26 protein-coding genes are annotated in these 23676 nt (G+C 61.4%); 17 read left to right on the top strand and 9 right to left on the bottom strand.

The window, feature by feature from the left end:
• The first annotated feature begins 62 nt into the window (after positions 1-62).
• The 4 genes from NNA36_RS05630 to NNA36_RS19975 all read left to right on the top strand — a co-directional run bounded on the left by NNA36_RS05630 (position 63) and on the right by NNA36_RS19975 (position 1858).
• The gene (locus tag NNA36_RS05630) at positions 63-428 is read left to right on the top strand and encodes a RidA family protein (RefSeq protein ID WP_255105042.1); all 366 of its coding nucleotides are present in this window, start codon (positions 63-65) and stop codon (positions 426-428) included.
• Between the two features lie 99 nt (positions 429-527).
• Positions 528-911, top strand: coding sequence for an NADH:ubiquinone oxidoreductase subunit NDUFA12 (locus tag NNA36_RS05635; protein ID WP_255105044.1), 384 nt, complete (start codon positions 528-530; stop codon positions 909-911).
• Positions 912-926: 15 nt separating this feature from the next.
• Positions 927-1376: an outer membrane lipid asymmetry maintenance protein MlaD gene (mlaD, locus tag NNA36_RS05640; RefSeq protein WP_255105046.1), complete on the top strand. Its 450-nt coding sequence runs from the start codon at positions 927-929 to the stop codon at positions 1374-1376.
• The gene (locus tag NNA36_RS19975) at positions 1373-1858 is read left to right on the top strand and encodes a DUF2155 domain-containing protein (protein WP_255105048.1); all 486 of its coding nucleotides are present in this window, start codon (positions 1373-1375) and stop codon (positions 1856-1858) included. The genes mlaD and NNA36_RS19975 overlap by 4 nt, the downstream gene beginning before the upstream one ends.
• On the opposite strand, the gene aat is transcribed toward NNA36_RS19975, so the two are convergent.
• From aat to NNA36_RS05665, 4 genes are all read right to left on the bottom strand, one after another.
• The gene (aat, locus tag NNA36_RS05650; RefSeq protein ID WP_255105598.1) at positions 1822-2457 is read right to left on the bottom strand and encodes a leucyl/phenylalanyl-tRNA--protein transferase; all 636 of its coding nucleotides are present in this window, start codon (positions 2455-2457) and stop codon (positions 1822-1824) included. The two genes, NNA36_RS19975 and aat, sit on opposite strands and share 37 nt — an antisense overlap.
• Positions 2458-2483: 26 nt before the next feature.
• A complete protein-coding gene (gene accC, locus NNA36_RS05655; protein ID WP_255105049.1) occupies positions 2484-3836 on the bottom strand; it encodes an acetyl-CoA carboxylase biotin carboxylase subunit in 1353 nt (450 codons plus the stop codon).
• Positions 3837-3845: 9 nt separating this feature from the next.
• Entirely contained in the window at positions 3846-4352 is a 507-nt protein-coding gene (gene accB / locus NNA36_RS05660; protein WP_255105051.1) for an acetyl-CoA carboxylase biotin carboxyl carrier protein, read from the bottom strand.
• Positions 4353-4512: 160 nt separating this feature from the next.
• Complete coding sequence (locus NNA36_RS05665) at positions 4513-5055, bottom strand: LuxR C-terminal-related transcriptional regulator (RefSeq protein ID WP_255105053.1); 543 nt, start codon at positions 5053-5055, stop codon at positions 4513-4515.
• Between the two features lie 114 nt (positions 5056-5169).
• On the opposite strand from NNA36_RS05665, the gene NNA36_RS05670 reads away from it, so the two are divergent.
• Genes NNA36_RS05670 through NNA36_RS05680 form a run of 3 tightly spaced genes read left to right on the top strand, consistent with a single transcriptional unit; the run spans position 5170 to position 8123 of the window.
• On the top strand, positions 5170-6681 hold the full coding sequence (locus NNA36_RS05670; protein WP_255105055.1) for a class I adenylate-forming enzyme family protein: 1512 nt from the start codon (positions 5170-5172) through the stop codon (positions 6679-6681).
• The gene (locus tag NNA36_RS05675) at positions 6678-7481 is read left to right on the top strand and encodes a 3-hydroxybutyrate dehydrogenase (RefSeq protein WP_255105057.1); all 804 of its coding nucleotides are present in this window, start codon (positions 6678-6680) and stop codon (positions 7479-7481) included. Before NNA36_RS05670 ends, NNA36_RS05675 begins: the two co-directional genes overlap by 4 nt.
• A gap of 36 nt (positions 7482-7517) precedes the next feature.
• Entirely contained in the window at positions 7518-8123 is a 606-nt protein-coding gene (locus NNA36_RS05680) for a M23 family metallopeptidase (RefSeq protein ID WP_255105058.1), read from the top strand.
• 64 nt (positions 8124-8187) lie between these two features.
• Here the strand turns inward: NNA36_RS05680 and NNA36_RS05685 are convergent, their stop codons facing one another.
• From NNA36_RS05685 to tldD, 5 genes are all read right to left on the bottom strand, one after another.
• Positions 8188-8817, bottom strand: a complete 630-nt coding sequence (locus tag NNA36_RS05685) for a CoA transferase subunit B (RefSeq protein WP_255105060.1) — start codon at positions 8815-8817, stop codon at positions 8188-8190.
• On the bottom strand, positions 8817-9539 hold the full coding sequence (locus NNA36_RS05690; RefSeq protein WP_255105062.1) for a CoA transferase subunit A: 723 nt from the start codon (positions 9537-9539) through the stop codon (positions 8817-8819). The genes NNA36_RS05685 and NNA36_RS05690 overlap by 1 nt, the downstream gene beginning before the upstream one ends.
• A gap of 202 nt (positions 9540-9741) precedes the next feature.
• Positions 9742-12324, bottom strand: coding sequence for a type I DNA topoisomerase (gene topA, locus NNA36_RS05695; RefSeq protein WP_255105064.1), 2583 nt, complete (start codon positions 12322-12324; stop codon positions 9742-9744).
• A gap of 183 nt (positions 12325-12507) precedes the next feature.
• Positions 12508-13656 (bottom strand): DNA-processing protein DprA, encoded by a 1149-nt coding sequence (gene dprA, locus NNA36_RS05700; RefSeq protein WP_255105066.1) that lies wholly within the window; start codon positions 13654-13656, stop codon positions 12508-12510.
• 90 nt (positions 13657-13746) lie between these two features.
• Positions 13747-15168 (bottom strand): metalloprotease TldD, encoded by a 1422-nt coding sequence (gene tldD / locus NNA36_RS05705; RefSeq protein ID WP_255105069.1) that lies wholly within the window; start codon positions 15166-15168, stop codon positions 13747-13749.
• A gap of 184 nt (positions 15169-15352) precedes the next feature.
• Here tldD and coxB point away from each other — a divergent pair, with 184 nt between their 5' ends.
• From coxB to NNA36_RS05755, 10 genes are all read left to right on the top strand, one after another.
• Entirely contained in the window at positions 15353-16204 is an 852-nt protein-coding gene (gene coxB / locus NNA36_RS05710) for a cytochrome c oxidase subunit II (protein WP_255105072.1), read from the top strand.
• A gap of 51 nt (positions 16205-16255) precedes the next feature.
• On the top strand, positions 16256-17194 hold the full coding sequence (gene cyoE / locus NNA36_RS05715) for a heme o synthase (RefSeq protein ID WP_255105074.1): 939 nt from the start codon (positions 16256-16258) through the stop codon (positions 17192-17194).
• Position 17195: 1 nt separating this feature from the next.
• Positions 17196-17357: a hypothetical protein gene (locus NNA36_RS05720; RefSeq protein WP_255105076.1), complete on the top strand. Its 162-nt coding sequence runs from the start codon at positions 17196-17198 to the stop codon at positions 17355-17357.
• On the top strand, positions 17357-17932 hold the full coding sequence (locus NNA36_RS05725) for a cytochrome c oxidase assembly protein (RefSeq protein WP_255105079.1): 576 nt from the start codon (positions 17357-17359) through the stop codon (positions 17930-17932). Before NNA36_RS05720 ends, NNA36_RS05725 begins: the two co-directional genes overlap by 1 nt.
• A gap of 29 nt (positions 17933-17961) precedes the next feature.
• Complete coding sequence (locus NNA36_RS05730) at positions 17962-18777, top strand: cytochrome c oxidase subunit 3 (protein WP_255105081.1); 816 nt, start codon at positions 17962-17964, stop codon at positions 18775-18777.
• 102 nt (positions 18778-18879) lie between these two features.
• Entirely contained in the window at positions 18880-19557 is a 678-nt protein-coding gene (locus NNA36_RS05735) for an SURF1 family protein (protein ID WP_255105083.1), read from the top strand.
• A 4-nt stretch (positions 19558-19561) separates the two neighbouring features.
• Positions 19562-20950, top strand: coding sequence for a threonine synthase (gene thrC, locus NNA36_RS05740; protein WP_255105086.1), 1389 nt, complete (start codon positions 19562-19564; stop codon positions 20948-20950).
• Positions 20947-22209, top strand: a complete 1263-nt coding sequence (locus NNA36_RS05745) for a pitrilysin family protein (protein WP_255105088.1) — start codon at positions 20947-20949, stop codon at positions 22207-22209. Before thrC ends, NNA36_RS05745 begins: the two co-directional genes overlap by 4 nt.
• Positions 22209-22799 (top strand): GNAT family N-acetyltransferase, encoded by a 591-nt coding sequence (locus NNA36_RS05750; protein WP_255105090.1) that lies wholly within the window; start codon positions 22209-22211, stop codon positions 22797-22799. Before NNA36_RS05745 ends, NNA36_RS05750 begins: the two co-directional genes overlap by 1 nt.
• A gap of 67 nt (positions 22800-22866) precedes the next feature.
• The gene (locus NNA36_RS05755) at positions 22867-23676 is read left to right on the top strand and encodes an MBL fold metallo-hydrolase (protein WP_255105092.1); all 810 of its coding nucleotides are present in this window, start codon (positions 22867-22869) and stop codon (positions 23674-23676) included.

Below are 23676 nucleotides of genomic sequence, written 5' to 3' on the forward strand. Positions count from 1 at the left end.
ACGGCGTGGCCCATGGGCTGCGCCGTTTCCATTTGAAACCCCAACCTGAAAAGAGACCTCTGATGATCAAACGCATTTCCTTTGGCGGAGAATTCGAAACCAAGATCGGCTATTGCCGCGCCGTTGTGGCCGGTGGCTTCGTGCATGTCGCGGGCACCGTGGGGCAGGGCGATACCGTTGTCGAACAGTGCCGTTCCGCGCTGGAAACCATCGAGAAGGCACTGGCTGAGGCCGGGGCCAGCTTTGCTGATGCCGTGCGCGTCAACTACTACCTGCCGGATGCTGCCGAGTTCGAACCCTGCTTTCCGATTCTGTCGGAAACCTTTGGTGCCAACCCGCCGGCCGCCACCATGGTCGAGTGCAATCTGATCGATCCCAAGTTCCGTATCGAGATCGAATTGACCGCACTGGCACCGAACTGCTGCTGATCAGGCACTTGCGGCGAAATCGCGCTGCATTGGAAAGGCAACCCGCTGGACCTTTGCGCGCGAATGCGGCATACGGATAGGGAATTCGCGGAGGCACCCATGGGCATTCTGAGCACGATCAACGGAATCTTCACCTGGTGGAATGGCGCCACCTTCAACACCATGCTGTATACCCGTCGCAAGGGTATCAAGGTGGGCGAGGACGATCAGGGCAACGTCTATTACCACAACAAGGACGACAGCAAGCGCTGGGTCATCTACAACGGCGAAGCCGAGGCAAGCCGCATCAGCGCTGCTTGGCATGGCTGGCTGCACCGCACCTTTGACGAGATTCCGTCGGACAAGCCGCTGCCCCGCAAGGAATGGGAAAAGCCGCACCTGGAAAACCTGACCGGGACCGCGATGGCCTATGCGCCCGCAGGCTCGATCCGTAAGGGTGCGCCGGCTGCGCGGTCCGACTACGAAGCCTGGTCGCCGGAATAAGGCCGGGCTTTCCCAATGTCAGCAGTTCGTACAGAAGTAACCGTTGGTGCAGCCGTTGTTGCCGTTGCGGTGGGTTTCCTTGTTTATGCTGGTCAGGTCAGCGGGTTTTCGTCCAGCAGTGCCGGGTATCCGGTAACGGCCTCGTTCCGCTCGATCGAGGGCGTGACCGAAGGCACCGACGTGCGCCTTGCCGGCGTCAAGATCGGCTCTGTCACCGACATCACCCTGAACACACAGACATTCCGCGCCGATACCGAACTGACCATCGAGCAGGGCATTGAACTGCCCGATGACAGCGCCGTGGTGATTTCATCCGAGGGGCTGTTGGGCGGCAACTTCGTGGAAATTCTGCCCGGCGGATCGCCCTTCAACATCGAAGAAGGTGGCGAGCTGGAAGATACCCAAGGGGCTGTCAGCCTCGTTGGTCTTCTCATGAAATTCGTCACGGGCGGAGACGAAGAGTGACGCGCCTTGCGCTGATCCTCGCGCTGGCCGCAGGGACTGCGGCGGCGCAATCCTCGATCACCGTCGAAAGCCTCGACAGTGCCGAACCGCCCATAGTGATCATCCAGCCGGACACCGAGGTTTTTTCGCTCGCACCGTTACAGGATCTCGGCACCGTGACCTCCGAGGTCTCGGTTCCGGCCGTGGCGGGCACAGGGGCCTTCCTGCGGGGCCTCGACAAGCTGACTGGCAAGACGGTCGATTTCGAACTGGACAACGGCTACAGCGTGGCCTTCGGCGGCCTGCGCGTCGATCTGGCTGAATGCCGCCATCCCGAGGACAATGCAACCGGCGAGGCCTATGCCTTCCTGTCGGTGCACGAAGGTCTCGAGGCGACAGATGCACCGTTGTTCCAGGGATGGATGATTGCCTCGTCGCCCGCGCTCAATGCGCTGGATCATGCGCGTTATGACGTCTGGGTCCTGCGCTGCAAGACGCCCTGAGCGTCCGCCACGGCTGGCCTCTCGAAATCCGCGTTTCCCTCGATCGCATCGCGCAACAACACGTGGTATTCCGCGCGGCTGATCTCGACCGCACCAAGCGAGGCCAGATGCGGCGTGATGAACTGTGTGTCGAACAGTCGAAAGCCCCCACGGCGCAGGTGATCCACCAGATAGGCCAGCGCAATCTTTGATGCATCGCGCGCGCGAGAGAACATGCTTTCGCCGAAGAAGGCCGCGCCCAGCGTCACGCCGTAAACCCCGCCAATCAGGTTGTCCTCCCGCCAGACCTCAAGTGAATGGGCCTGGCCGCGTTCGTGCAAGGCGTTGTAAAGGTGGCGTATTTCGGCATTGATCCAGGTGTCGTCACGATCGGCACAGCCGTCGACAACCCCAAGGAAATCCCGATTGATGGTGATTTGGTAATCCTCGCGCCGGATCGTCTTGGCCAGCGAGCGGGATATGTGGAACCCCTCAAGCGGAAAGACGCCGCGGCGGCGTGGGTCGACCCAGAAAATTTCCGGATCGTCCCGGTGTTCGGACATCGGGAACACCCCGATGGCATAGGCGCGCATCAGCATTGCGGGGGTGATTTCCCCCATGCCTTCCTGCGCGCCGTCGCCGGGCATCAGCCCTCGGCCATATTGGCTTCAAGCCACTTTTCCAGCCAGTGGATGTTGTAGTTGCCGCTCAGGATGTCATCTTCGGCCAGAAGCGCCGAGAACAGCGGCAGGCTGGTGTCGATACCGTCGATGATGATCTCGCCCAGGGCCCGTGCCAGACGCGCCAGAGCTTCGGGACGGTCGCGGCCATGCACGATAAGCTTGCCGATCAGCGAGTCATAGTAGGGCGGAATCGAATAGCCGTCATAGAGCGCCGAATCCATCCGCACACCCAGACCGCCGGGGGCGTGATACTGGCTGATCTTGCCGGGGCAGGGGGTGAAGTTCGGCAGTTTCTCGGCGTTGATCCGCACCTCGATCGAGTGTCCGTTGATCTCGAGATCGTCCTGCGTGAACGACATCGGCAGACCTTCGGCCACACGAATCTGTTCGCGCACCAGATCGACACCAAAGATCGACTCGGTCACCGGGTGTTCCACCTGAAGACGGGTGTTCATTTCGATGAAATAGAACTCGCCGTTTTCGTAGAGGAATTCGATGGTGCCCGCGCCGATATAGTTGATGTCGGCCATCGCGTCGGCGCAGATCTTGCCGATCCGTGCCCGCTCTTCCGGCGTGATGCAGGGGCCGGGGGCCTCTTCGAAAACCTTCTGGTGGCGACGTTGCAGCGAACAGTCACGCTCGCCCAGGTGCACCGCGTTGCCCTTGCCGTCCCCAAAGACCTGAATCTCGATGTGGCGCGGGGTGGTGAGGTACTTCTCGATATAGACTTCGTCGTTGCCGAAGTTGGCCTTGCCCTCGGCACGCGCGGTCATGAAGGCTTTCTCCATGTCCTCGGCCGTTTCGGCAACCTTCATGCCCTTGCCGCCGCCGCCGGCGGTGGCCTTGATGATGACAGGATAGCCCATCTCTTCACCAAGTTTCTTGGCAGTCGCGAGATCGGGCACTCCACCGTCCGAGCCGGGAACGCAAGGCACGCCCAGCTTGATCATCGTGTCCTTGGCGGTGATCTTGTCACCCATGATGCGGATGTGCTCCGCGGTCGGGCCGATGAAGGTCAGGCCGTGGTCTTCGATGATCTGCACGAAGTTGGCGTTTTCCGACAGGAAGCCGTAACCGGGGTGGATTGCCTGTGCGCCGGTCACTTCGCAAGCAGCGATGATCGATGCCATGTTGAGATAGCTCTGGGTGCCGGCGGGCGGGCCGATGCAGACGCTTTCGTCGGCCATGCGCACGTGCATGGCATCGGCATCCGCGGTCGAGTGTACTGCGACCGACTGAATGCCCATTTCGCGGCACGCACGGATCACGCGCAGGGCGATCTCTCCGCGGTTTGCGATCAGGATTTTGTCAAACATGCCAGCCTCTTATTCGATGATGACCAGCGGCGAACCAAATTCTACCGAGTCGCCGTCACCCACGAGGATGCGCTTGACGGTGCCGGCTTTGGGGGCCGGGATGTGGTTCATGGTTTTCATCGCTTCGACGATCAGGATGGTGTCACCCTCGCTGACCTGGCTGCCAACGCTCACGAAGGCGGGCGCACCGGGTTCGGCCTGAAGATATACGGTGCCAACCATCGGCGAGGTCACGGCGCCCGGGTGGCTTGCGGGATCGTCGTTCGAGGCAGCAGGAGCAGGTGCGGCAGCCGGGGCTGCGGCAGGTGCGGCGGCGGGCGCAGCGGCGGCCACGGGGGCAGCGGCGGGAGCCACGACAGTGGCGGCAACCTGGGTCTGGCGGCTGACACGTACGTTCAGGCTGTCGTCCTGGCCGTATTCGCGCATCACTTCCAGCTCGGTCAGATCATTTTCGCGCAGAAGCTCTGCCAGTGCCTGGATAAAGGCAACGTCGTTGTCGTGGTTCTTCTTGCTCATCTTGTGTTTCCTCTGCTGCGCTTGAACGCGCGATTGAGTCTTTTGTGGTTTCCCCTAGGGCCGCTTTATATGGCATAGCCGCACCAGAGAAAAGCGCGTGCGTGCGCTCTCAAATGGGGGTGTTTTGCAGAAATTTCGAGGGGAAACCACCTATTTCTCCTCAAAGTGGCATTCCCGAGAGTTTCGCCACCAGTTCGGCCAGCTTGCGGGCCCCGAATTTGCGCAGCAGGCGGGCGCGGTATTCCTCGACAGTTCGGTAGGACAGGTCGAGTTCGAGCCCCACTTCCTTGCTGGTCAACCCGCGACAGGTCAGGATTGCAACCTCGCGCTCTCGCTGGGTGAGTTCGACAATGGGGCGTTCCTCGGACAGGTCGGCAAAAGACCAGATGCCACGCTGGAACGGGTTCTCCGGGGTCAGGGACTGGCCGCGCACCCGGCACCAGAACATCTCGCCCCCGCGCCGCCGCATGACACGTTCGTCGTTATAGCGCCCCGACTCGCGCATTGCCGCAAGGCCGCGTTCCCCGATGGTCTGGAAATCCTCTTCCGAGACATAGAATTCGCCCAGAGAGACCCCTTCGCAGTTGCGGGGGTCTTCGTGAAACATCTCTCCGAACGCGAGATTGCAGCGTCGGATGATCCGGTTTTCAAGCACGGCCAGTCCCACTGGAGCGTGGTCGAATGCGATAGCGTCGAGACTCATGCGCACACCATGCACCAGAAGCACCGGAAAGGCCAAGAGGTGCGCAGTATTTCTACGAATTGCCTGTTCGTTGCCCACTTGGTTAGCTCGGCGGCACGAGTGAGGGAGGACATCATGAATATCGCTTTGTGGCTGGCGCGCACGGCTCAGATCAGCCCGGACCGCCCGGCCTTGTACCTTGGGCGCGAGATGGTGGCCGACTATGGCACCTTCCATGAGCGTGCCATGCGGGTGGCGGGCTGGCTGATCTCGAAGGGCATTCAACCCGGTGATCGTGTCGGCCTGTTCATGAAGAACGTGCCGGAATACCTTGTGGCGCAATACGCGGCATGGGCGGCTGGCGCGGCGGTTGTGCCCATCAACGCCAAACTGCACGCGAAAGAGGCCGAGTGGATTCTCGACAACGCCGGGGCCAGACTGTGCTTTGCCTCGTCCGGCCTGTGCGACGCCCTTTCGGATGCGACGGATGTGGATTGTGTCCTTACTGGTGGGGCGGAGTGGGAAAGGGCGCTGGCCTATGATCCCTTGCCTTCGATGACACCGCGTGCGCCTGCCGATCTGTGCTGGCTGTTCTACACCTCGGGCACCACGGGCCGCCCCAAGGGGGTGATGATCACCCACCGGATGTTGCAGGCGATGGCGCTCAGCTATTTCGCAGATGTCGACGAGGTGCACGAAGACGACACCGCCCTTTACGCCGCCCCCATGAGCCACGGCGCCGGGATCTACAACGTGATGCACGTCCTGAAGGGGGCGCGTCATGTGCATCCGCCGAGCCAGGGGTTTGACGAGGCCGAGATTTTTGATCTCGCCCGCCATCATGGCCGCGTTCACATGTTCTGTGCGCCTACCATGGTCAAACGCATGACCGAAGTGGCCAAACAGACCGGCGAGAGTGGCGCGGGCCTGCGCACCATCGTCTATGGGGGCGGGCCCATGTATGTCTCGGACATCACCGAGGCCGTGGATCACTTTGGTCCGGTCTTTGTGCAGATTTACGGCCAGGGGGAATGCCCGATGTGCATCACCGCGCTGTCGCGTTCGGATGTGACAGACCGGACGCACCCCAACTGGCAGGCGCGTCTGGCCTCGGTCGGGCGGGCGCAATCGGTCGTGGAACTCGCCATCGGCGACAGCGCGGGCAATCCCCTGCCTGCGGGCGAGGTGGGGGAAATCATGGCGCGGGGCGATGCTGTCATGCCCGGGTACTGGCAGAACCCCGAGGCCAGCGCCAAGGCGCTTCGTGATGGCTGGCTCATGACAGGGGACATGGGGCAGATCGACGAGGACGGCTACCTGACGCTCAAGGATCGGTCGAAGGACCTCATCATTTCTGGCGGCACCAATATCTATCCCCGCGAGGTGGAAGAGGCGCTGCTGACACATCCCGATGTGGTCGAGGCCTCGGTGATTGGCCGCCCACATCCCGAATGGGGCGAGGATGTGGTGGCCTTCGTTGTGTGCAGGGACAAGATGGACAGCGCCGCGCTTGACGCCCATTGCCTTGCCAATATCGCCCGTTTCAAGCGGCCCAAGGCCTATTTCCAGACCGATGCCCTGCCCAAGAACAATTATGGCAAGGTGCTGAAAACCGCGTTGCGCAGCCAATTGGAGGAGATGTCATGAGCGACCTGACCGGAAAAACCGCCCTTGTGACGGGATCAGTGCAGGGGATTGGCCTTGCCGTCGCCAAATCGTTGGCAGAGGCGGGGGCGCGGATCGCCGTGCACGGCCTTGCCACGCCAGATCAGGCCGCGTCTGTCTGTGCCGAACTTGAAGCGGCTGGCGCCCCCGAGGCGCGCTTCTTCGAGGGCGACCTGCGCGATCCTGCGGCCATCGATGCGATGATGCAGGCCGTGGCCGAGTGGGGCGGGGCCGACATCCTTGTCAACAATGCTGGCATTCAGCACACGGCGCCCCTTGCCGACATGCCGCCCGAGACCTGGGACGCCATCCTTGCCATCAACCTGTCTGCCGCCTTCCACACCATGCGCGTGGCCATGCCGGAGATGGCCGCGCGCGGATATGGCCGGGTGATCAACATCGCCTCGGTGCATGGCGTGGTGGCGAGCAAGGAAAAGGCCCCGTATTGCGCGGCCAAGTTCGGTCTTGTGGGCCTCAGCCGTGTCGCCGCGTTGGAATACGCCAACCAGGGCAGCAAACAGGCAGGGGGGGTGACGGTGAACTGTATCTGCCCCGGCTGGACTGAGACCGCGATCATCGAGCCGCAAATCCAGGCCCGCGCTGCCGCGCATCACGGGGATCGGGACGCGGGTATCGCGGAACTCCTGTCCGAAAAGCAGCCCTCCCAGCGTACCTCGGATCCATCAGAGATCGGAGCGCTGGCGCTGTGGCTCTGCGCGCCGATTGCGCACAATGTGACAGGCACCTCTATCCCGGTCGACGGCGGCTGGACGGCACAGTAAGCTGCCCGTGACCTAGGGGAACTCCGGGGGATGGGCATGAAAAAGATGATTCTGGCCGGCGCTCTTCTGATTGCGGGCTGTACCGCCGGTTTGCCGCCGCAAGGGGGCAGCGCGCCCTATGTGTCGCGTTATCCCGAACCGATCGACGTCAGCATCCCCGACAACGCACCGAGCATCACCCAGCAGTTCCGCGCCCCTGACACGCAGTCTGCGGCCGGTAAGGCCTGGGGCGAACATCAGGGTCTGGATGTGCATGCCCCGCTGGGGACCGCGGTGATCGCTGCCGCACCGGGCGAGGTGATCCAGAGTTACCTTGATCCGGCCTACGGGCACACCGTCATGCTCAGCCACGGAGGCTCTCCCGCCTATTGGACTCGTTACACCCACCTCGCGTCGCGGACTGTTTCCGAAGGTGACCGCCTCAAGCGAGGGCAAGCCCTTGGTACGCTTGGGAAATCCGGTGTGCTTGCAGGCGGGTTCCTGCACCTGCACTTCGAAGTCTGGGAGAAACCGAACGGCGGGCCGCGCACCGCGATCGACCCGCATCTCAAATGGGCGGACGGTGTCGGCAAGGTGACCTGCTTCAAGGGCCGGAACCCGCGCGGTGCCTTCAAGCTGACCTATCCGGTGCCCTGCGGTTAAGGCCCGGAAAACAAAAAGGCCCGCACAGATCGCGCGGGCCTCAAATCTGTTACCGATCCAAAGATCAGTCGACGATGGTGGCTTCGGTGGCTGCGCGCAGCTCTTCCTCGGTCACGCCATCCGCGGTTTCAACGATCTTCAGACCGCCTTCAACCACGTCCATCACACCAAGGTTGGTGATGATGCGGTCGACCACGCCCTTGCCGGTGAGCGGCAGGGTGCATTCTTTCAGAACCTTGGAGACGCCGTGCTTGTTGGCGTGATCCATCACGACAACCACGCGGCCCACACCGGCCACAAGGTCCATCGCGCCGCCCATGCCCTTGACGAGCTTGCCGGGGATCATCCAGTTCGCGAGGTCGCCGTTCTCGGCCACTTCCATCGCACCAAGGATCGCCATGGCGATCTTGCCGCCGCGGATCATCGCGAAGGACTGCGCACTGTCGAAATAGGCGGTCTGCGGCAGTTCGGTGATGGTCTGCTTGCCGGCGTTGATCAGGTCGGGATCCTCTTCGCCCTCATAGGGGAAGGGGCCCATGCCCAGCATACCGTTCTCCGATTGCAGAGTCACTTCCACGCCCTCGGGGATATAGTTGGATACCAGCGTCGGGATACCGATGCCGAGGTTCACATACCAGCCGTCCTGCAGTTCCTGTGCCGCGCGTGCGGCCATCTGGTTACGATCCCAAGCCATTATGCGGTCTCCTTCTGACGGACGGTGCGCTGTTCAATGCGTTTCTCGTGATCACCCTGGATGATGCGGTGCACGTAGATGCCGGGCAGGTGGATCATGTCGGGGTCAAGCGAACCGGTCGGAACGATCTCTTCCACCTCGGCGATGCAGATCTTGCCACAGGTGGCCGCCGGTGCGTTGAAGTTACGCGCGGTCTTGCGGAACACCAGGTTGCCGGTCTCGTCCGCTTTCCACGCCTTGACGATGGCGAGGTCGGCAAAGATGCCTTCTTCCATGATGTAGTCTTCCATCGCGCCGTCGGGGCCGGTGGGGAATTGCTTTTCCATCTTGCCTTCGGCAATCACGGTGCCCACGCCGGTCTTGGTGAAGAAGCCCGGGATACCCGCACCACCAGCGCGCATACGCTCGGCGAGGGTGCCTTGCGGGTTGAATTCCAGCTCAAGCTCGCCCGAAAGATACTGGCGCATGAATTCTGCGTTTTCACCCACGTAGGACGAGATCATCTTCTTGACCTGCTTGGTCTGCAACAGGATGCCGATGCCGAAATCGTCAACACCCGCGTTGTTCGAGGCAAAGGTCAGATCCTTCACACCCGATTCCTTGATGGCGTTGAGCAGCAGTTCGGGGATGCCGCAAAGGCCAAAGCCGCCAGCGGCGATGAACAGGCCATCCTTCAGCAGCCCGTCGAGCGCTTCGGTCGCGTTCGCATAGACTTTTTTCATGGAATTCTCCCTAAAATCCGGAATTGCCGGAGTTTTGACGGCGCGTCACGGCGGAGTCAATGTCGGCGGCAGGGCTAGGTATTACTACGGGGCGCATCCCGTAGTGGGGGCACCGTAGAATTCCTGATCCGGTAGGGTTGGGCGGGCGCTCCATCGCGCCCGAACGAAAAAGGCCCCGAACCATGTCGGGGCCTTGGGGCGCTTATTTCGAAGCTGTCTTTTTCGCAGCGGTCTTCTTGGGGGCCGCCTTCTTCTTGGCGGGCGCCTTGCGCTTGGTGCCTTTCTTGGCGGCCTTCTCGGCGATCCACTGAACGGCCTGTTCCATGGTCACGTCGGCCACCTCGACCTCCTTGGGGATCGTGGCGTTCACCTTTTCCCATTTCACGTAAGGTCCGTAACGCCCGTCCATGATGTTGACCGCGCCGCCCTCGTCAGGGTGATCTCCCAGCTCTTTCAAAGGCTTTGCCGCCGCGCGACGCCCACGGCCGGGGTTGTTGCGCTTTTCGGTGATCAACTCGACCGCGCGGTTCATGCCGATCTCGAAAACATCCAGCGTTTCCTTGAGGTTGGCGTAAACCGGTTTTTCCTCGTCCGGAAGCTGGTGCATCACATAAGGCCCGAAACGCCCGAGGTTCGAGGAAATCATGCCGCCATCCGGGTGCGGGCCGATCTCGCGGGGCAGGGTCAGTAGGGTCAGCGCCTGCTCAAGCGTCACGTCGTTCGGCCCCCAGCCAGGCAGGTATTCCTTGCCCTGTTTCGGCAGCGAGGCACGTGGCGGTTTCTTGTTCTCCGGCGTGGCTTCGCCGCGCTGGACATACGGCCCGAACCGGCCTGACTTGAGGTGAATTTCATCCCCGTTGTCTTCGCCCAGAACGCGTTCATAACCTTCGGCACCCTCACCCGAAATCGGACGGGTATAGTTGCATTCCGGATAGTTGCCACAGCCCACGAACCCGCCGGTGCGCGAAGTCTTGAGGTGCAACTGACCGGCCCCGCATTTCGGGCAGATACGCGGATCGGTGCCATCTTCGCGCGGCGGATAGAGCTGCGGCGCGAGGGCTTCGTCAAGAATGTCGAGAACCTGCGTGATCCGCAGTTCGGAAGTCTCGGAAATCGCGGCAGAGAAATCCTTCCAGAAACGCGACAGAACGTTCTTGTAGTTGCGTTCGCCCGCGCTCACGTCATCCAGTTCTTCTTCGAGGTTCGCGGTGAATTCATACCCCACGTACTGGCGGAAGAAGTTCAAGAGGAAGATGGTGACGATCCGGCCCTTGTCTTCGGGGAACAGGCGGTTCTTTTCCTTGCGGACATAGTCGCGGTCCTGGATCGTGGTGATCACGCTGGCATAGGTCGACGGGCGACCGATGCCCAGCTCTTCCATGCGCTTGACGAGGGTCGCCTCGGTATAGCGCGGCGGCGGCTGGGTAAAGTGCTGTTCCGGCGCGACGGTGCGTTTGGCGGCGGCCTCGCCCTGCATGATCTGGGGCAGGCGCTTGTCGTCGTCATCGACCACGTCATCGCGGCCTTCTTCATAGACCCGCATGAACCCGTCGAACATCACCACCTGACCGGTGGCACGCAGGCCGACCTGTTTGTCATCGCTGGAGATTTCAACCGTGGTGCGTTCAAGACGCGCACCGGCCATCTGGCAGGCCAGCGTCCGTTTCCAGATCAGGTCATACAGCTTGCGCTGATCTTCTTCCGTCACCTTCAGATCGGCCGTGGCACGGGTCATGTCGGTGGGGCGAATACATTCGTGCGCTTCCTGCGCGTTCTTGGCCTTGTTCTTGTAGATGCGCGGCTCGGAGGGCACGTATTCGGCGCCATAGCGATCCTTGATGGCATCGCGCGCGGCGGCCACGGCCTCGGGGGCCATGTCGATACCGTCGGTCCGCATATAGGTGATATAGCCGGCCTCGTAGAGACGCTGCGCGGCACTCATGCACTGGCGCGCGCCCATGCCGAACTTGCGGCTGGCTTCCTGTTGCAGGGTCGAGGTCATGAAGGGCGGCGAGGGATTGCGGCTTGCCGGTTTTGCCTCGACACTTGCGATATGCAGGTCGCGCGACTGGATGGCCTGAACCGCCAGTTCCGCCGCAGTGCTGTTCTCGATGTCGAACTTGTCGAGCTTCTGTCCGCCCAGAACCGTGAGGCGTGCCTCGAACTCCTGACCGCGCGGTGTCGCCAGAAGGGCTTTGACGCTCCAGTATTCGCGGGCGTTGAAGGCCTCGATCTCCATCTCGCGTTCGACGATCAGGCGCAGGCAGACCGATTGCACACGGCCTGCCGAGCGTGCGCCCGGCAGTTTGCGCCACAGGACCGGCGAGAGGTTGAAGCCGACAAGGTAATCCAGCGCCCGGCGTGCGAGATAGGCATCGACCAGCGGCTGGTCGATGTCGCGCGGGTTCTGCATCGCCTCGGTCACGGCGGACTTGGTGATCGCGTTGAACACCACGCGGCTGACCGGCGTGTCCTTCTTGATGGCACGACGCTTGCGCAGCGCTTCTTCAAGGTGCCAGCTGATGGCTTCTCCTTCGCGATCAGGGTCGGTCGCGAGGATCAGGTTGTTGTCTTCCTTGAGCGCGTCGGCGATGGCCTTCACGTGCTTGCGGGAATCGTTCCCGACTTCCCAGGTCATGTCGAAATCGTTGTCGGTATCGACGCTGCCATCCTTGGCGGGCAGGTCGCGCACGTGACCGTAGGATGCAAGAACGGTGTAGTCCGAACCCAGGTATTTATTAATTGTTTTGGCTTTCGCCGGGGATTCGACGACGACTACTGGCATATACTTTCCTCTCGACTCGCGAGGTTCTTATGGCGGGCCAAAATGTGGTGTGGAAGGGGGGAATGTCAATCCGGCGCGGATTTTCATTGCTTTATTGCATTCCGGTCGCGGAATGCGACGGTCTGGAAATCGCGGTTTTGGTGTGAATTCATGCGCTTCCGGAACAGGGAAAGCGCGGCCAGATCAGACCAGCGCCAGCAGCCCACCGGCCTGACGCGTGATCTTGCCCTGCATTTCGAGATCGACAAGGGCAGGCGAGACCTGTTTCGCTGAAGTTTCCAGATCGCGGATCAACTGGTCCTCGGCCAGGGGCGCAGGGCCAAGCCGGTTCAGGATCTGGGTGTGCAGCTCTGCCGTCTGTCTCAGGCTGCGTTTTTCGGGCGGGGTGGGGATGTCGAGGCTGGCTTGTTCTGCCTCGTGCTGTCTGTCCCTTGGCTGAGCCGTGCCAATCGCCTCGATCACATCTGCCGCACCGCGTACCAGCGCGGCACCGTCACGGATGAGCATGTTGCACCCCGAGGCGCGGGCATCAAAAGGATGCCCCGGCACCGCAAGCACCTCGCGCCCCTGATCAAGTGCGCCCTGCGCCGTGATCAGGCTTCCAGAGCGGGCCGCAGCCTCGACAACGATCACCGCGCGGGCCAACCCGGATATGATCCGGTTGCGCGCCGGAAAGTGGCGCGCCTGTGGCACCATGCCCATCGGTTGTTCCGAAAGCCGCAGGCCTGTTTCACAGATTTTCCGGGCCAGTTCCGCGTTTTCGGCGGGGTAGATGACGTCGACACCTCCCCCCAGAACGGCCACCGTACCGGTTTCCAGCGTGGCGAAATGCGCGGCTGTATCGACGCCACGGGCCATTCCGGACACCACGACAAATCCGGCCTCTCCCAACTCGCGGGCAAGGGACCGCGCCATGCGGGTACCCAGAGACGAGGCGTTGCGCGCCCCGACCACCGCGACCATCGGGCGGGACAGAATGGATGTGTCGCCCTTGGCCCATAGCAGGGGTGGGGCGTCAGGCAGGTCATTCAGGGCAGAGGGATATCCGGCGTGGCCATGCATCAGCAATTCGGCGCCGGCGGCCTGTCCGTCACGCATTTCTTTCAATGCGACCTCGCGCGGGCACACCTTATACTCTGTCTCACCTGCGGACTGCGCAATTTCGGGCAGGGCCTCAAGCGCGGCATCGGCATCCGCGTATTCCCCGATCAGCCTGTGAAAGGTCGAAATGCCCACCCTGCGCGAGCGCAAAAGACGGAGCCACGAAATCCGTTGTTCTTCCGTGGTGGGTGGGAGTTGGGGGTGAGTGGAAGAAATCTGAGTTCCGGACATCCATGGCTCCGCCTGCTTGCGGAATCAGATGTACAGCGCGCCTGGTTAACAGCCCGTAAACCAAGGCGCTTTCTTTCTCACCCCCGGCATTCAGGTGGCCGAGCCACCCACGGTCAGCCCGTCCATGAGAACCGTTGGCTGGCCCACGCCCACCGGCACCCACTGTCCGGCCTTGCCACAGTTGCCCATGCCGGGATCAAGCTGCATGTCATTGCCAAGCGCGCGGACCTTCTGCATCGCGCTGGTGCCGTCCCCGATCAGGGTTGCGCCCTTGACCGGAGCGCCGACCTTGCCGTTTTCGACGCGGTAGGCCTCGGTGCAGGAAAAGACGAACTTGCCGTTGGTGATATCCACCTGACCACCGCCAAAGCCCACGGCATAGATCCCGTCTTTCAGCGAGGCCACGATGTCCTCGGGGCTGGCGTCTCCGCCTTCCATGTAGGTGTTGGTCATGCGCGGCATCGGCGGGTGGGCATAGCTTTCACGACGGCCGTTGCCGGTGGGGTCGACCCCCATCAATCGTGCGTTCTGGCGGTCTTGCAGGTATCCCACAAGAATACCGTCTTCGATCAGCACGTTACGGCCCGAAGGCGTGCCTTCGTCATCCACGGTGATCGAGCCGCGCCGATCCGGGATCGTGCCATCATCCACCACGGTCACGCCCTTCGCGGCAACCTGTTCGCCGATCCGGCCTGTGAACTTCGAACTGCCCTTGCGGTTGAAGTCACCTTCCAGCCCGTGGCCGACGGCCTCGTGCAAGAGGATGCCCGGCCAGCCCGGCCCAAGCACCACTTCCATCGCACCTGCCGGCGCGGGAACGGCCTCGAGGTTGACCAGCGCGACACGCAGCGCCTCGTGGGTTTTGGCCTGCCAGTCCTTCGGCGAGATCAGGCCATCCAGCCCGAGACGGCCACCACCACCGGCGGTGCCGCTTTCGCGCCGTCCGTTCTGTTCCACGATCACCGAGACATTGACGCGGGTCATCGGGCGCACGTCGGTCACCATCTGGCCGTCAGGGCGCAGAATCACGATCTCCTGATGCGAGGCGGCGAGGGTGGCCGACACCTGCACCACACGCGGATCAAGATCGCGGGCAAAGGCGTCGATCTCCTGCAGGGTTTCGATCTTCACCGGAAAGGGCGCACCGCTGATCGGGTCTTCATCCGTGTAAAGTTTGCGATTGGTGGCGACTGGTCCATCGGCAAGAACACCCCCACCGTCACCTACGGCAAGGCGCGCCGTCTCGGCAGCGCGCCGCAGCGCCGCTTCGGAGATTTCGGACGAATGCGCATAGCCCGACACTTCGCCATTCACGACCCGCAATCCAAAGCCTTCCGAGGCATCGTAAGAGGCCGTCTTGAGGCGTCCGTCATCGAACACCAACGCCTCGGATCGGCGCCTCTCGAGGAACAGTTCACCGTCTTCTGCACCACCGGTCGCATTCCGCAGGACACCAAGCGCGGACTCCGGGTCCAAAAGTGTCTCAAAAGGGCGAAATTTGATCTGCGTCATATGGATTTTCCTTTCGGAATTTGATCTAAGTCAAAAAAAGCGTCCGTTTGACGCGGGCTGACTTCTTTATTTGGGTGATAGAATATGGTTTCAATCACCAACACAACAGCGGGATTCCGCCCTTCGGGGCGGTTTTTTGCAAGGGACAACACGAACACTACACCGCAACCTATCAGGGTGAACTATGCGAATTCTAACGAAAATCCTGGGTCTGATGGCAGCCATGAGCGCACTTCCGGCGTTTGCACAGGAAGTTGAAACCATCGGTAAACCGGTCGACGGCAAGATGGGTTTCCAGCCGGCCGCTACCGAGCTGGCCCGTGACCTGCAATCCCTCGACACGATGATTCTCGTGATCATCACCGTCATCGTCGCTTTCGTGGCGGGCCTTCTGGCCATCGTCATCGTGCGCTACAACCGTCGCGCCAACCCGACCCCGGCGACCTTCACCCACCACACTCCGATCGAGATCGCCTGGACCATCGTCCCGATCCTGATTCTGGTGTTCATCGGTGCCTTCTCGCTGCCTGTCCTGTTCAAGCAGCAGGAAATCCCCGAGGCCGACATCACCATCAAGGTGACCGGTTACCAGTGGTACTGGGGCTATGAATATGTCGACCACGAGTTCGAATTCGACAGCTTTCTGCTGGCGAAGGAAGATCTGGTCGAAAACGGCTATGCCGAAGACGAGTACCTGCTTGCCACCGATACCCAGGTTGTCGTGCCGATCAACAAGACCGTCGTGATGCAAGTGACCGCGGCTGACGTGATCCACTCCTGGACCATCCCGGCCTTCGGCGTAAAGCAGGACGCGGTTCCCGGCCGTCTGGCGGAACTGTGGTTCAAGGCCGAGAAAGAAGGCATCTACTTCGGTCAGTGCTCGGAACTCTGCGGCAAAGACCACGCCTACATGCCGATCACCGTCAAGGTCGTCAGCCAGGAAGCCTATGATGCATGGCTGAAAGGCGCGATCGAAGAATACGCCGGTGATCCGGCAACCGCTCCTCAGGCTGTCCAACTGGCAGCGGCGAACTAAAACAAGACGGGTAGGGGCACCATCCCGGTGCCCCGGCCATAAGGAGCGAGCATGACCGACGCCAGCATCAACACCCACACCGAGACCCAGGAAGCGGGCTTTGGTGACTATTTCGCGCTTCTCAAGCCGCGCGTGATGTCTCTTGTGGTGTTCACCGCATTGGTGGGCCTTCTGGCCGCACCGAACGCGGTACATCCGATGATTGCATTTGCCTCGATTCTGTTCATCGCCGTCGGCGGTGGCGCATCGGGCGCACTTAACATGTGGTGGGATGCCGATATTGATGCGGTCATGAAGCGTACGCAGGGCCGTCCGATCCCGGCAGGCAAGGTCACCCGTGACGAAGCCTTTGCCATCGGCCTGACCCTGTCGGTGTTTTCCTGCATCATGCTGGCGCTGGCCGCCAATATCTTTGCCGGTCTCCTGCTCGCTTTCACCATCTTCTTCTACGTGGTGATCTACACCATGTGGCTCAAGCGCTGGACTCCGCAGAACATCGTGATCGGTGGCGCGGCCGGTGCCTTCCCTCCGATGATCGGCTGGGCCGTGGCAACCGGTGGCGTGTCGATTGAATCGGTGCTGATGTTCACGCTGACCTTCATGTGGACCCCGCCGCACTTCTGGGCGCTCTGCCTGTTCATGAAGTCGGACTACAAGGATGCCGGTGTGCCCATGCTGCACGTGACCCACGGTCGCCGCGTGACCCGCAACCACATCCTCGTCTACACCCTCCTGTTGGCCGTTGTTGCCATCGGCATGGCCTTTACCGGCGTTGGCGGTCCGATCTACCTGACCACGGCTCTGGTGCTGAACGGCCTGTTCATTCTGGGTGCGATCTCGATCTGGCGCCGCACCGAAGAGGTGGCGGAAGCCGACAACTACAAGCGCGAGAAGTCGTTCTTCGGCCTGTCGCTGCTGTACCTGTTCCTGCACTTCGGCGCGATCCTCGCCGAAGCCACGCTGGCACCTTACGGTCTGGGAGGCTGGTAAGATGAGCTTCAAGGTAGAACACGAAATCCACCATCGCCGCTTTGGCCGCAACGTCGGTCTGGCCCTGACACTTGTGGGCTTTATCGCAATCGTCTTTGGCCTGACCGTCGTAAAGGTCACCCGAGGCGATTACGAACCCGAGCAGGCAAGGATTCAGAACTGATGGCGATGGACCCTAAACTCAAAACCCTGACACAAACGCTGGGCGTGGTTGTCACCATGGGTGCGCTGGCCTGGGCGTCGGTGCCGTTCTACGACTGGTTCTGCCGTGTCACCGGATTTGGCGGTGCCACGGGCGTGGCCGAAGTCGGGTCTGACGAAATTCTCGACAAGACCATCAAGGTGCGTTTCGACGCCTCGAAAGAGCGCGACTTCCCGTGGGAGTTCAAACCCGTCGAACGCCAGATGGAAATCCGCATCGGGGAAACCGGTCTGGCCTTTTACGAGGCCTACAACCCGACCGACCGCCCCGTTGCCGGCTCGGCCAGCTATAACGTTGCCCCCTACGAGGCGGGCGGCTTCTTTACCAAGATCGACTGTTTCTGCTTTGAAGAGCAGGTTTTGCAACCCGGCGAACGGGTTTCGATGCCTGTCTCTTTCTACGTAGACCCCGAAATCGTGACGGATCGCGATGCCAAGTACGTACACAGCATCACGCTCTCCTACACGTTCCATGAAATCGACCTGCCCGAAGAGACCGCGTCTCTTGCGCAGGAAACCGAAACCGAAGTGAACTAAAGCAGCCTTCCAACGAGGGATAAAATATAATGGCGCACGCTAAGAACCACGACTACCACATTCTGCCGCCGTCCTTGTGGCCCCTACTGGGCTCGCTCGGTGCGTTCATCATGCTGTTCGGCGCAGTCCTCTGGATTTCGCCCCAGATTCAAAACAACACCCCCTGGATGTTCTTCGTCGGACTGGCCCTGGTGCTCTATGTCATGTTCGGCTGGTGGGCAGACGTGGTTGCCGAAGGCAACAACGGTGTTGACCACACTCCGGTTGTTCAGATCGGCCTGCGCTATGGCTTTATCCTGTTCATCATGTCGGAGATCATGTTCTTCGCCGCATGGTTCTGGAGCTTCTTCAAGCACGCCATGTACCCGATGACCGAAGGTTCGCCCGCGATTGACGGCGTCTGGCCGCCCGCAGGCATCGAAACCTTTGATCCCTGGCACCTGCCGCTGATCAACACCCTGATCCTGCTCTGCTCGGGTATGGCCGCCACCTGGGCGCACCACGCCCTGGCCCACGAAGACAACCGTGAAGACATGAAATGGGGTCTCGTGATCGCCATCGGTCTCGGCATCATCTTCACCATCTTCCAGGCCTACGAATACAGCCACGCAGCCTTTGGCTTCTCGGGCAACATCTATGGCGCCAACTTCTTCATGGCGACCGGTTTCCACGGCTTCCACGTGATCGTCGGCACCATCTTCCTGCTGGTCTGCCTGATCCGCCTGCAACGTGGTCACTTCTCGCGCGAGAACCACATCGGTTTCGAAGCCGCCGCATGGTACTGGCACTTCGTTGACGTTGTGTGGCTCTTCCTCTTCGCCGCTGTCTACATCTGGGGCGGCTAAGCGCCACGCGCCTTTGCGGTTGAAGATCGCGAGAAAAAACGCATAAACCTGATCGCGGAGGGCACATCGCCTTCCGCGATTTTCGTTTCGAAAGGGCCTCACTTGTCGCGTCTGATCCTGCCTCTCGTGTTCGGTATCGTCGGCACCGCGATCCTCGTGTCGCTGGGCAACTGGCAGGTGCGCCGTTTGGCCGAGAAAGAAGCCTATCTCGCCGCCATCGACGCCCGCATTTCCGACGCGCCCGTGGCCATTCCCGAAACACCCGACCCAGAAAAAGACCGCTTCCTGCCGGTGACAGTGACCGGCCAGTATCTTGGCGACGAGGTGCATGTTCTGGTGTCGGTCAAGAAGGTCGGTCCCGGCTATCGCATCATCGGCTCGTTCGAGGCCGAGGATGGCCGCGTCATCATGGTCGACCGCGGCTTCGTTGCTACCGAGAACAAGACCGCCCCGCGCGACATGGGACAGGCGACCCTGATCGGCAACCTGCACTGGCCCGACGAGATCGACAGCTTTACCCCGGAGAACGATCTGGATGGCAACATCTGGTTCGCACGGGACGTTGACTACATGTCCACCGTGCTGGGAACCGAACCGACGTTGGTAATCCTCAAGGAAACGTCGAAAAACGACACATCTGTGACGCCCTTGCCCGTGGACAGTTCCGGGATTCCGAACGACCATCTCCAATATATTGTCACATGGTACGGACTAGCGATTGTCTGGGTGGCAATGACCCTCTATTACCTGCGCCGACAGCGCAAAACCAAAAAGGCCTGAGACAGTGAAATACATCTCAACCCGCGGCAACGCCCCCGAACTGACTTTCGAAGAGGCCATGCTGACCGGTCTCGCGCGGGATGGGGGGCTGTATGTGCCCGAAACCATCCCGACCATGACCAAGGACGAGATCGCCGCCCTTGCCGGTCTGCCCTACGAAGAGGCGGCCTTCCGTGTCATGAAACCCTTCATCGGCGACGCCTTCACCGATGATGAGTTCAAGGGCATCATCGAGCGCGCCTATGCGAACTTCCGCCATGATGCGCGTGCGCCGCTGGTGCAGCTGGGATCGAACCATTTCCTGATGGAACTGTTCCACGGCCCCACGCTGGCCTTCAAGGACTTCGCCATGCAGCTGATCGGGCAGCTGTTCCAGTTCTCGCTGGCCCGCCGCAACGAGCGCGTCACCATCGTTGGTGCCACCTCGGGCGATACCGGTTCGGCCGCGATCGAGGCGTTCCGCGGGCTCGACAACGTGGATGTCTTCATCCTGTTCCCCGATGGCCGCGTCTCGGACATCCAGCGCAAGCAGATGACCACCCCGGCAGATGCCAACGTGCACGCGCTGGCGCTGGAAGGTGATTTCGACGATTGCCAGGCCAAGCTGAAAGACATGTTCAACGATTTCGAGTTCCGCGACGGTGTGAAACTGGCCGGCGTCAACTCGATCAACTGGGCGCGTGTTCTGGCGCAGGTGGTATATTACTTCACCACCGCCGTTTCGGTTGGCGCACCGGATCGCAAGGTGTCTTTCACTGTGCCCACCGGCAACTTTGGCGACATCTTCGCCGGCTATATCGCCAAGAAGATGGGCCTGCCGATTGACCGTTTGGTCATCGCCACCAACCAGAACGACATCCTGCACCGCACGATGGAAACCAGCGCCTACACCAAGGATGGCGTGACCCCGTCGATTTCGCCGTCGATGGACATTCAGGTCTCGTCCAACTTCGAGCGCGCACTGTTTGATGCCTATGGCCGCGACGGCGGGGCCGTGTCCCAGCTGATGGAAGAACTGAAGGACGGCTCCTTCAAGATCTCGCAGGGCGCCATGCAGGCGCTGCGCGACCATTTCGACTCGGGTCGCACCTCGGAAGAGGAAACCGTCGACACCATCAAGTGGGGTTTCGCGCACACCGGAGAAGTCCTTTGCCCTCACTCCGCTTGTGGGGTAAAGGTCGCCAACGAACACCTGTCGGACGCCCCGATGATCACCCTTGCCACGGCCCATCCGGCCAAGTTCCCGGATGCCGTTGAGGGGGCCATTGGCCAGCGTCCCGGCCTTCCGCCGCATATGCAGGACATGATGGACAAACCCGAGCGCGTCACCAAGGTGCCCAATGACCTTGAGCATCTCAAGGCGCTCATCAAGGATCGGATCGCTTCGCGTTGACGACGAGACTACACACCCTTTCCAATGGCTTCCGTATCGTGACCGAGCATATGCCCGGTCTGGAATCGGCGGCCATTGGCATCTGGGTCAATGCCGGGGGGCGTCACGAACGTCGCGCCCAGAACGGAATTGCCCACTTTCTCGAACACATGGCCTTCAAGGGCACGGAAAAGCGCAGCGCGCTGGACATTGCCGAGGCCATTGAGGACGTGGGCGGCTATATCAATGCCTATACCAGCCGCGAAGTGACCGCCTATTACGCGCGCGTCCTCAAGGACGACGTGCCGCTTGCGCTGGATGTGATTGGCGACATCGTGCTGAACCCGGTCTTCGATCAGAACGAGATCGAGGTCGAGCGCGGCGTGATCCTTCAGGAAATCGGGCAGGCCCTTGATACGCCGGACGATGTTATCTTTGACTGGCTTCAGGAACGCGCCTATCCCGACCAGCCGATTGGCCGCACCATCCTCGGGGCCGAGGAACGGGTCCGCGCCTTTGGCCGCGAAGATCTCGCGCAGTTTGTAACCGAACACTACCGCCCCGAGCGGATGATCCTGTCGGCGGCAGGCAATGTCGACCACGACGCCATCGTGAAATTCGCAGAAGAGCTGTTTGGCCATCTGCCGGGTGGCTCTGCACTGGTGCTGGAACCGGCCAGGTTCTTTGGCGGCGAGTATCGCACCGAGAAATCGCTCGAACAGGCGCATTTCGCACTGGGCCTCGAAAGCCCGAACTACTGTGATCCGGAAATCTATACTGCGCAGATCTATTCCACCGCACTTGGCGGCGGCATGTCTTCGCGCCTGTTTCAGGAAGTCCGCGAAAAGCGCGGTCTCTGCTACACGATCTACGCCCAAACCGGCGCCTATTGCGATACCGGCATGACGACGATCTATGCGGGCACCTCGGGCGCGCAAGTCGCCGATCTCGCCCAGATCACCATCGACGAGCTGAAACGCGCTGCCGAAGGCATGAATGCCGCCGAAATCGCCCGCGCCCGCACCCAGATGAAGGCTGGCCTTCTGATGGGGCTGGAAAGCCCGTCGAGCCGCGCAGAGCGTCTGGCGCGGATGCTGGCGATCTGGGATCGCATTCCCGATCTTTCCGAAACGGTTGAGCGTATCGATGCGGTCACCGACGAAGACGTGCGCCGCTTTGCCGAACATATGGCGGTTGCGGCCCGTCCGGCGCTGGCGCTTTACGGACCGGTCTCGGATGCGCCCACGCTGGAACGCCTGCAAGAGCGGCGCGCGGCCTGATGCTTCTTGGACGGCGCAAGGTTCGAATCGAAACCGAGCGGCTGACCCTGCGTCTGCCGCAGCATTCGGATTTTCGGGAATGGACAGCCCTGCGCCGTGAAAGTGCGGATTTCCTGATCCCTTGGGAGCCCGCCTGGGCAAGCGATCACCTTAGCCGCAAGAGCTTTACCAACCGCGTCTACTGGGCGCAGCGGTCGGTCGCCAATGGCACCGCCATGCCCCTGTTCCTGACCCGCAGGTCCGATGAGGTGCTGCTCGGCGCTATCACCCTCGACAACATCCGCCGCGGGCCTTCGCAATCGGGGACGCTCGGGTATTGGGTCGGCGAACAGTTCGTTCGCCAGGGGTTCATGCGCGAGGCCATCGAGGCCGTCTCGCACCATGCCTTTACCCATCTGAACCTCAGCCGGATCGAGGCCGCCTGCCTGCCGGAAAACGTGGCCTCGCGCGGGGTTCTGGAGAAATCCGGCTTCAAGTACGAGGGCGTGGCGCAAAGCTATCTCCAGATCAACGGCCGCTGGCGTACCCACGTTCTCTATGCAGCGTTGCGCAATGATCGGCGCGGGCGGACCCTCGTCGGTCAGGCCTGATCCATCCGGTTTTGTTGAAAACCTGATCTGTCGCTATAGTTCTCCCTGAAACACGAGGGAGATCGCCATGCTTCGCCTGCTTCTTGTTCTTCTGACCCTGGCCACGCCTGCGTTCTCCGAAACCCGGCGCGCAAGCCATTGTATCGCCCTGGCACAGGCACCGGGGCTTGAATACCTGCACAAGGCGTCGTTTCGCGATCCGCTGCCCCGCAATTCCGTGCGGATCAGCTATATCGCCCATGCGTCCTTTCTCATTCAGGCCCATGACGGCACCTCTGCCGTGACCGACTTTACCGGCTTCATCGGCAACACACGCTTTCTGCCGGACGTGGTGACCATGAACCATGCCCACGGCACCCACTGGACCGAACACCCCGATCCGGCGATCCCCCATGTGCTGCGGGGCTGGGATGATCTGGGCGATGCGGCGGATCACCATCTCGACCTTGGCACCATGCTTGTGCGCAACGTGCCCACCGATATCCGGCGCTTTGGCGGGGTCGAGGAGAACGGCAATTCGATCTTCGTCTTCGAGGTCGGGGGGCTTTGCATCGCCCATCTCGGTCACCTGCATCACGAACCCAGCGATGCGCAATATGCCGCCATAGGGCGGATGGACGTGGTGATGGCCGCCGTTGACGGTGGCATGACGCTGGACCTGCCGACCATGATGCGCGTTCTGCGGCGGGTCGAGGCGCGGGTGGTGATCCCGATGCACTGGTTCGAGGGCTGGACGCTGGATGCCTTTCTCGCGGGTATGTCCGATGTCTACACTATCGAGAACAACGGCCAGTCCGCGCTTGAAATCTCGCTCAAAACCCTCCCGAGACAACCAACGATCCATGTTCTGGCTCCACACTTTTTACGCGACCCCTAG

The organism is Shimia sp. CNT1-13L.2, assembly GCF_024331145.1.
In the GTDB taxonomy this organism is placed as follows: Bacteria; Pseudomonadota; Alphaproteobacteria; order Rhodobacterales; family Rhodobacteraceae; genus Shimia.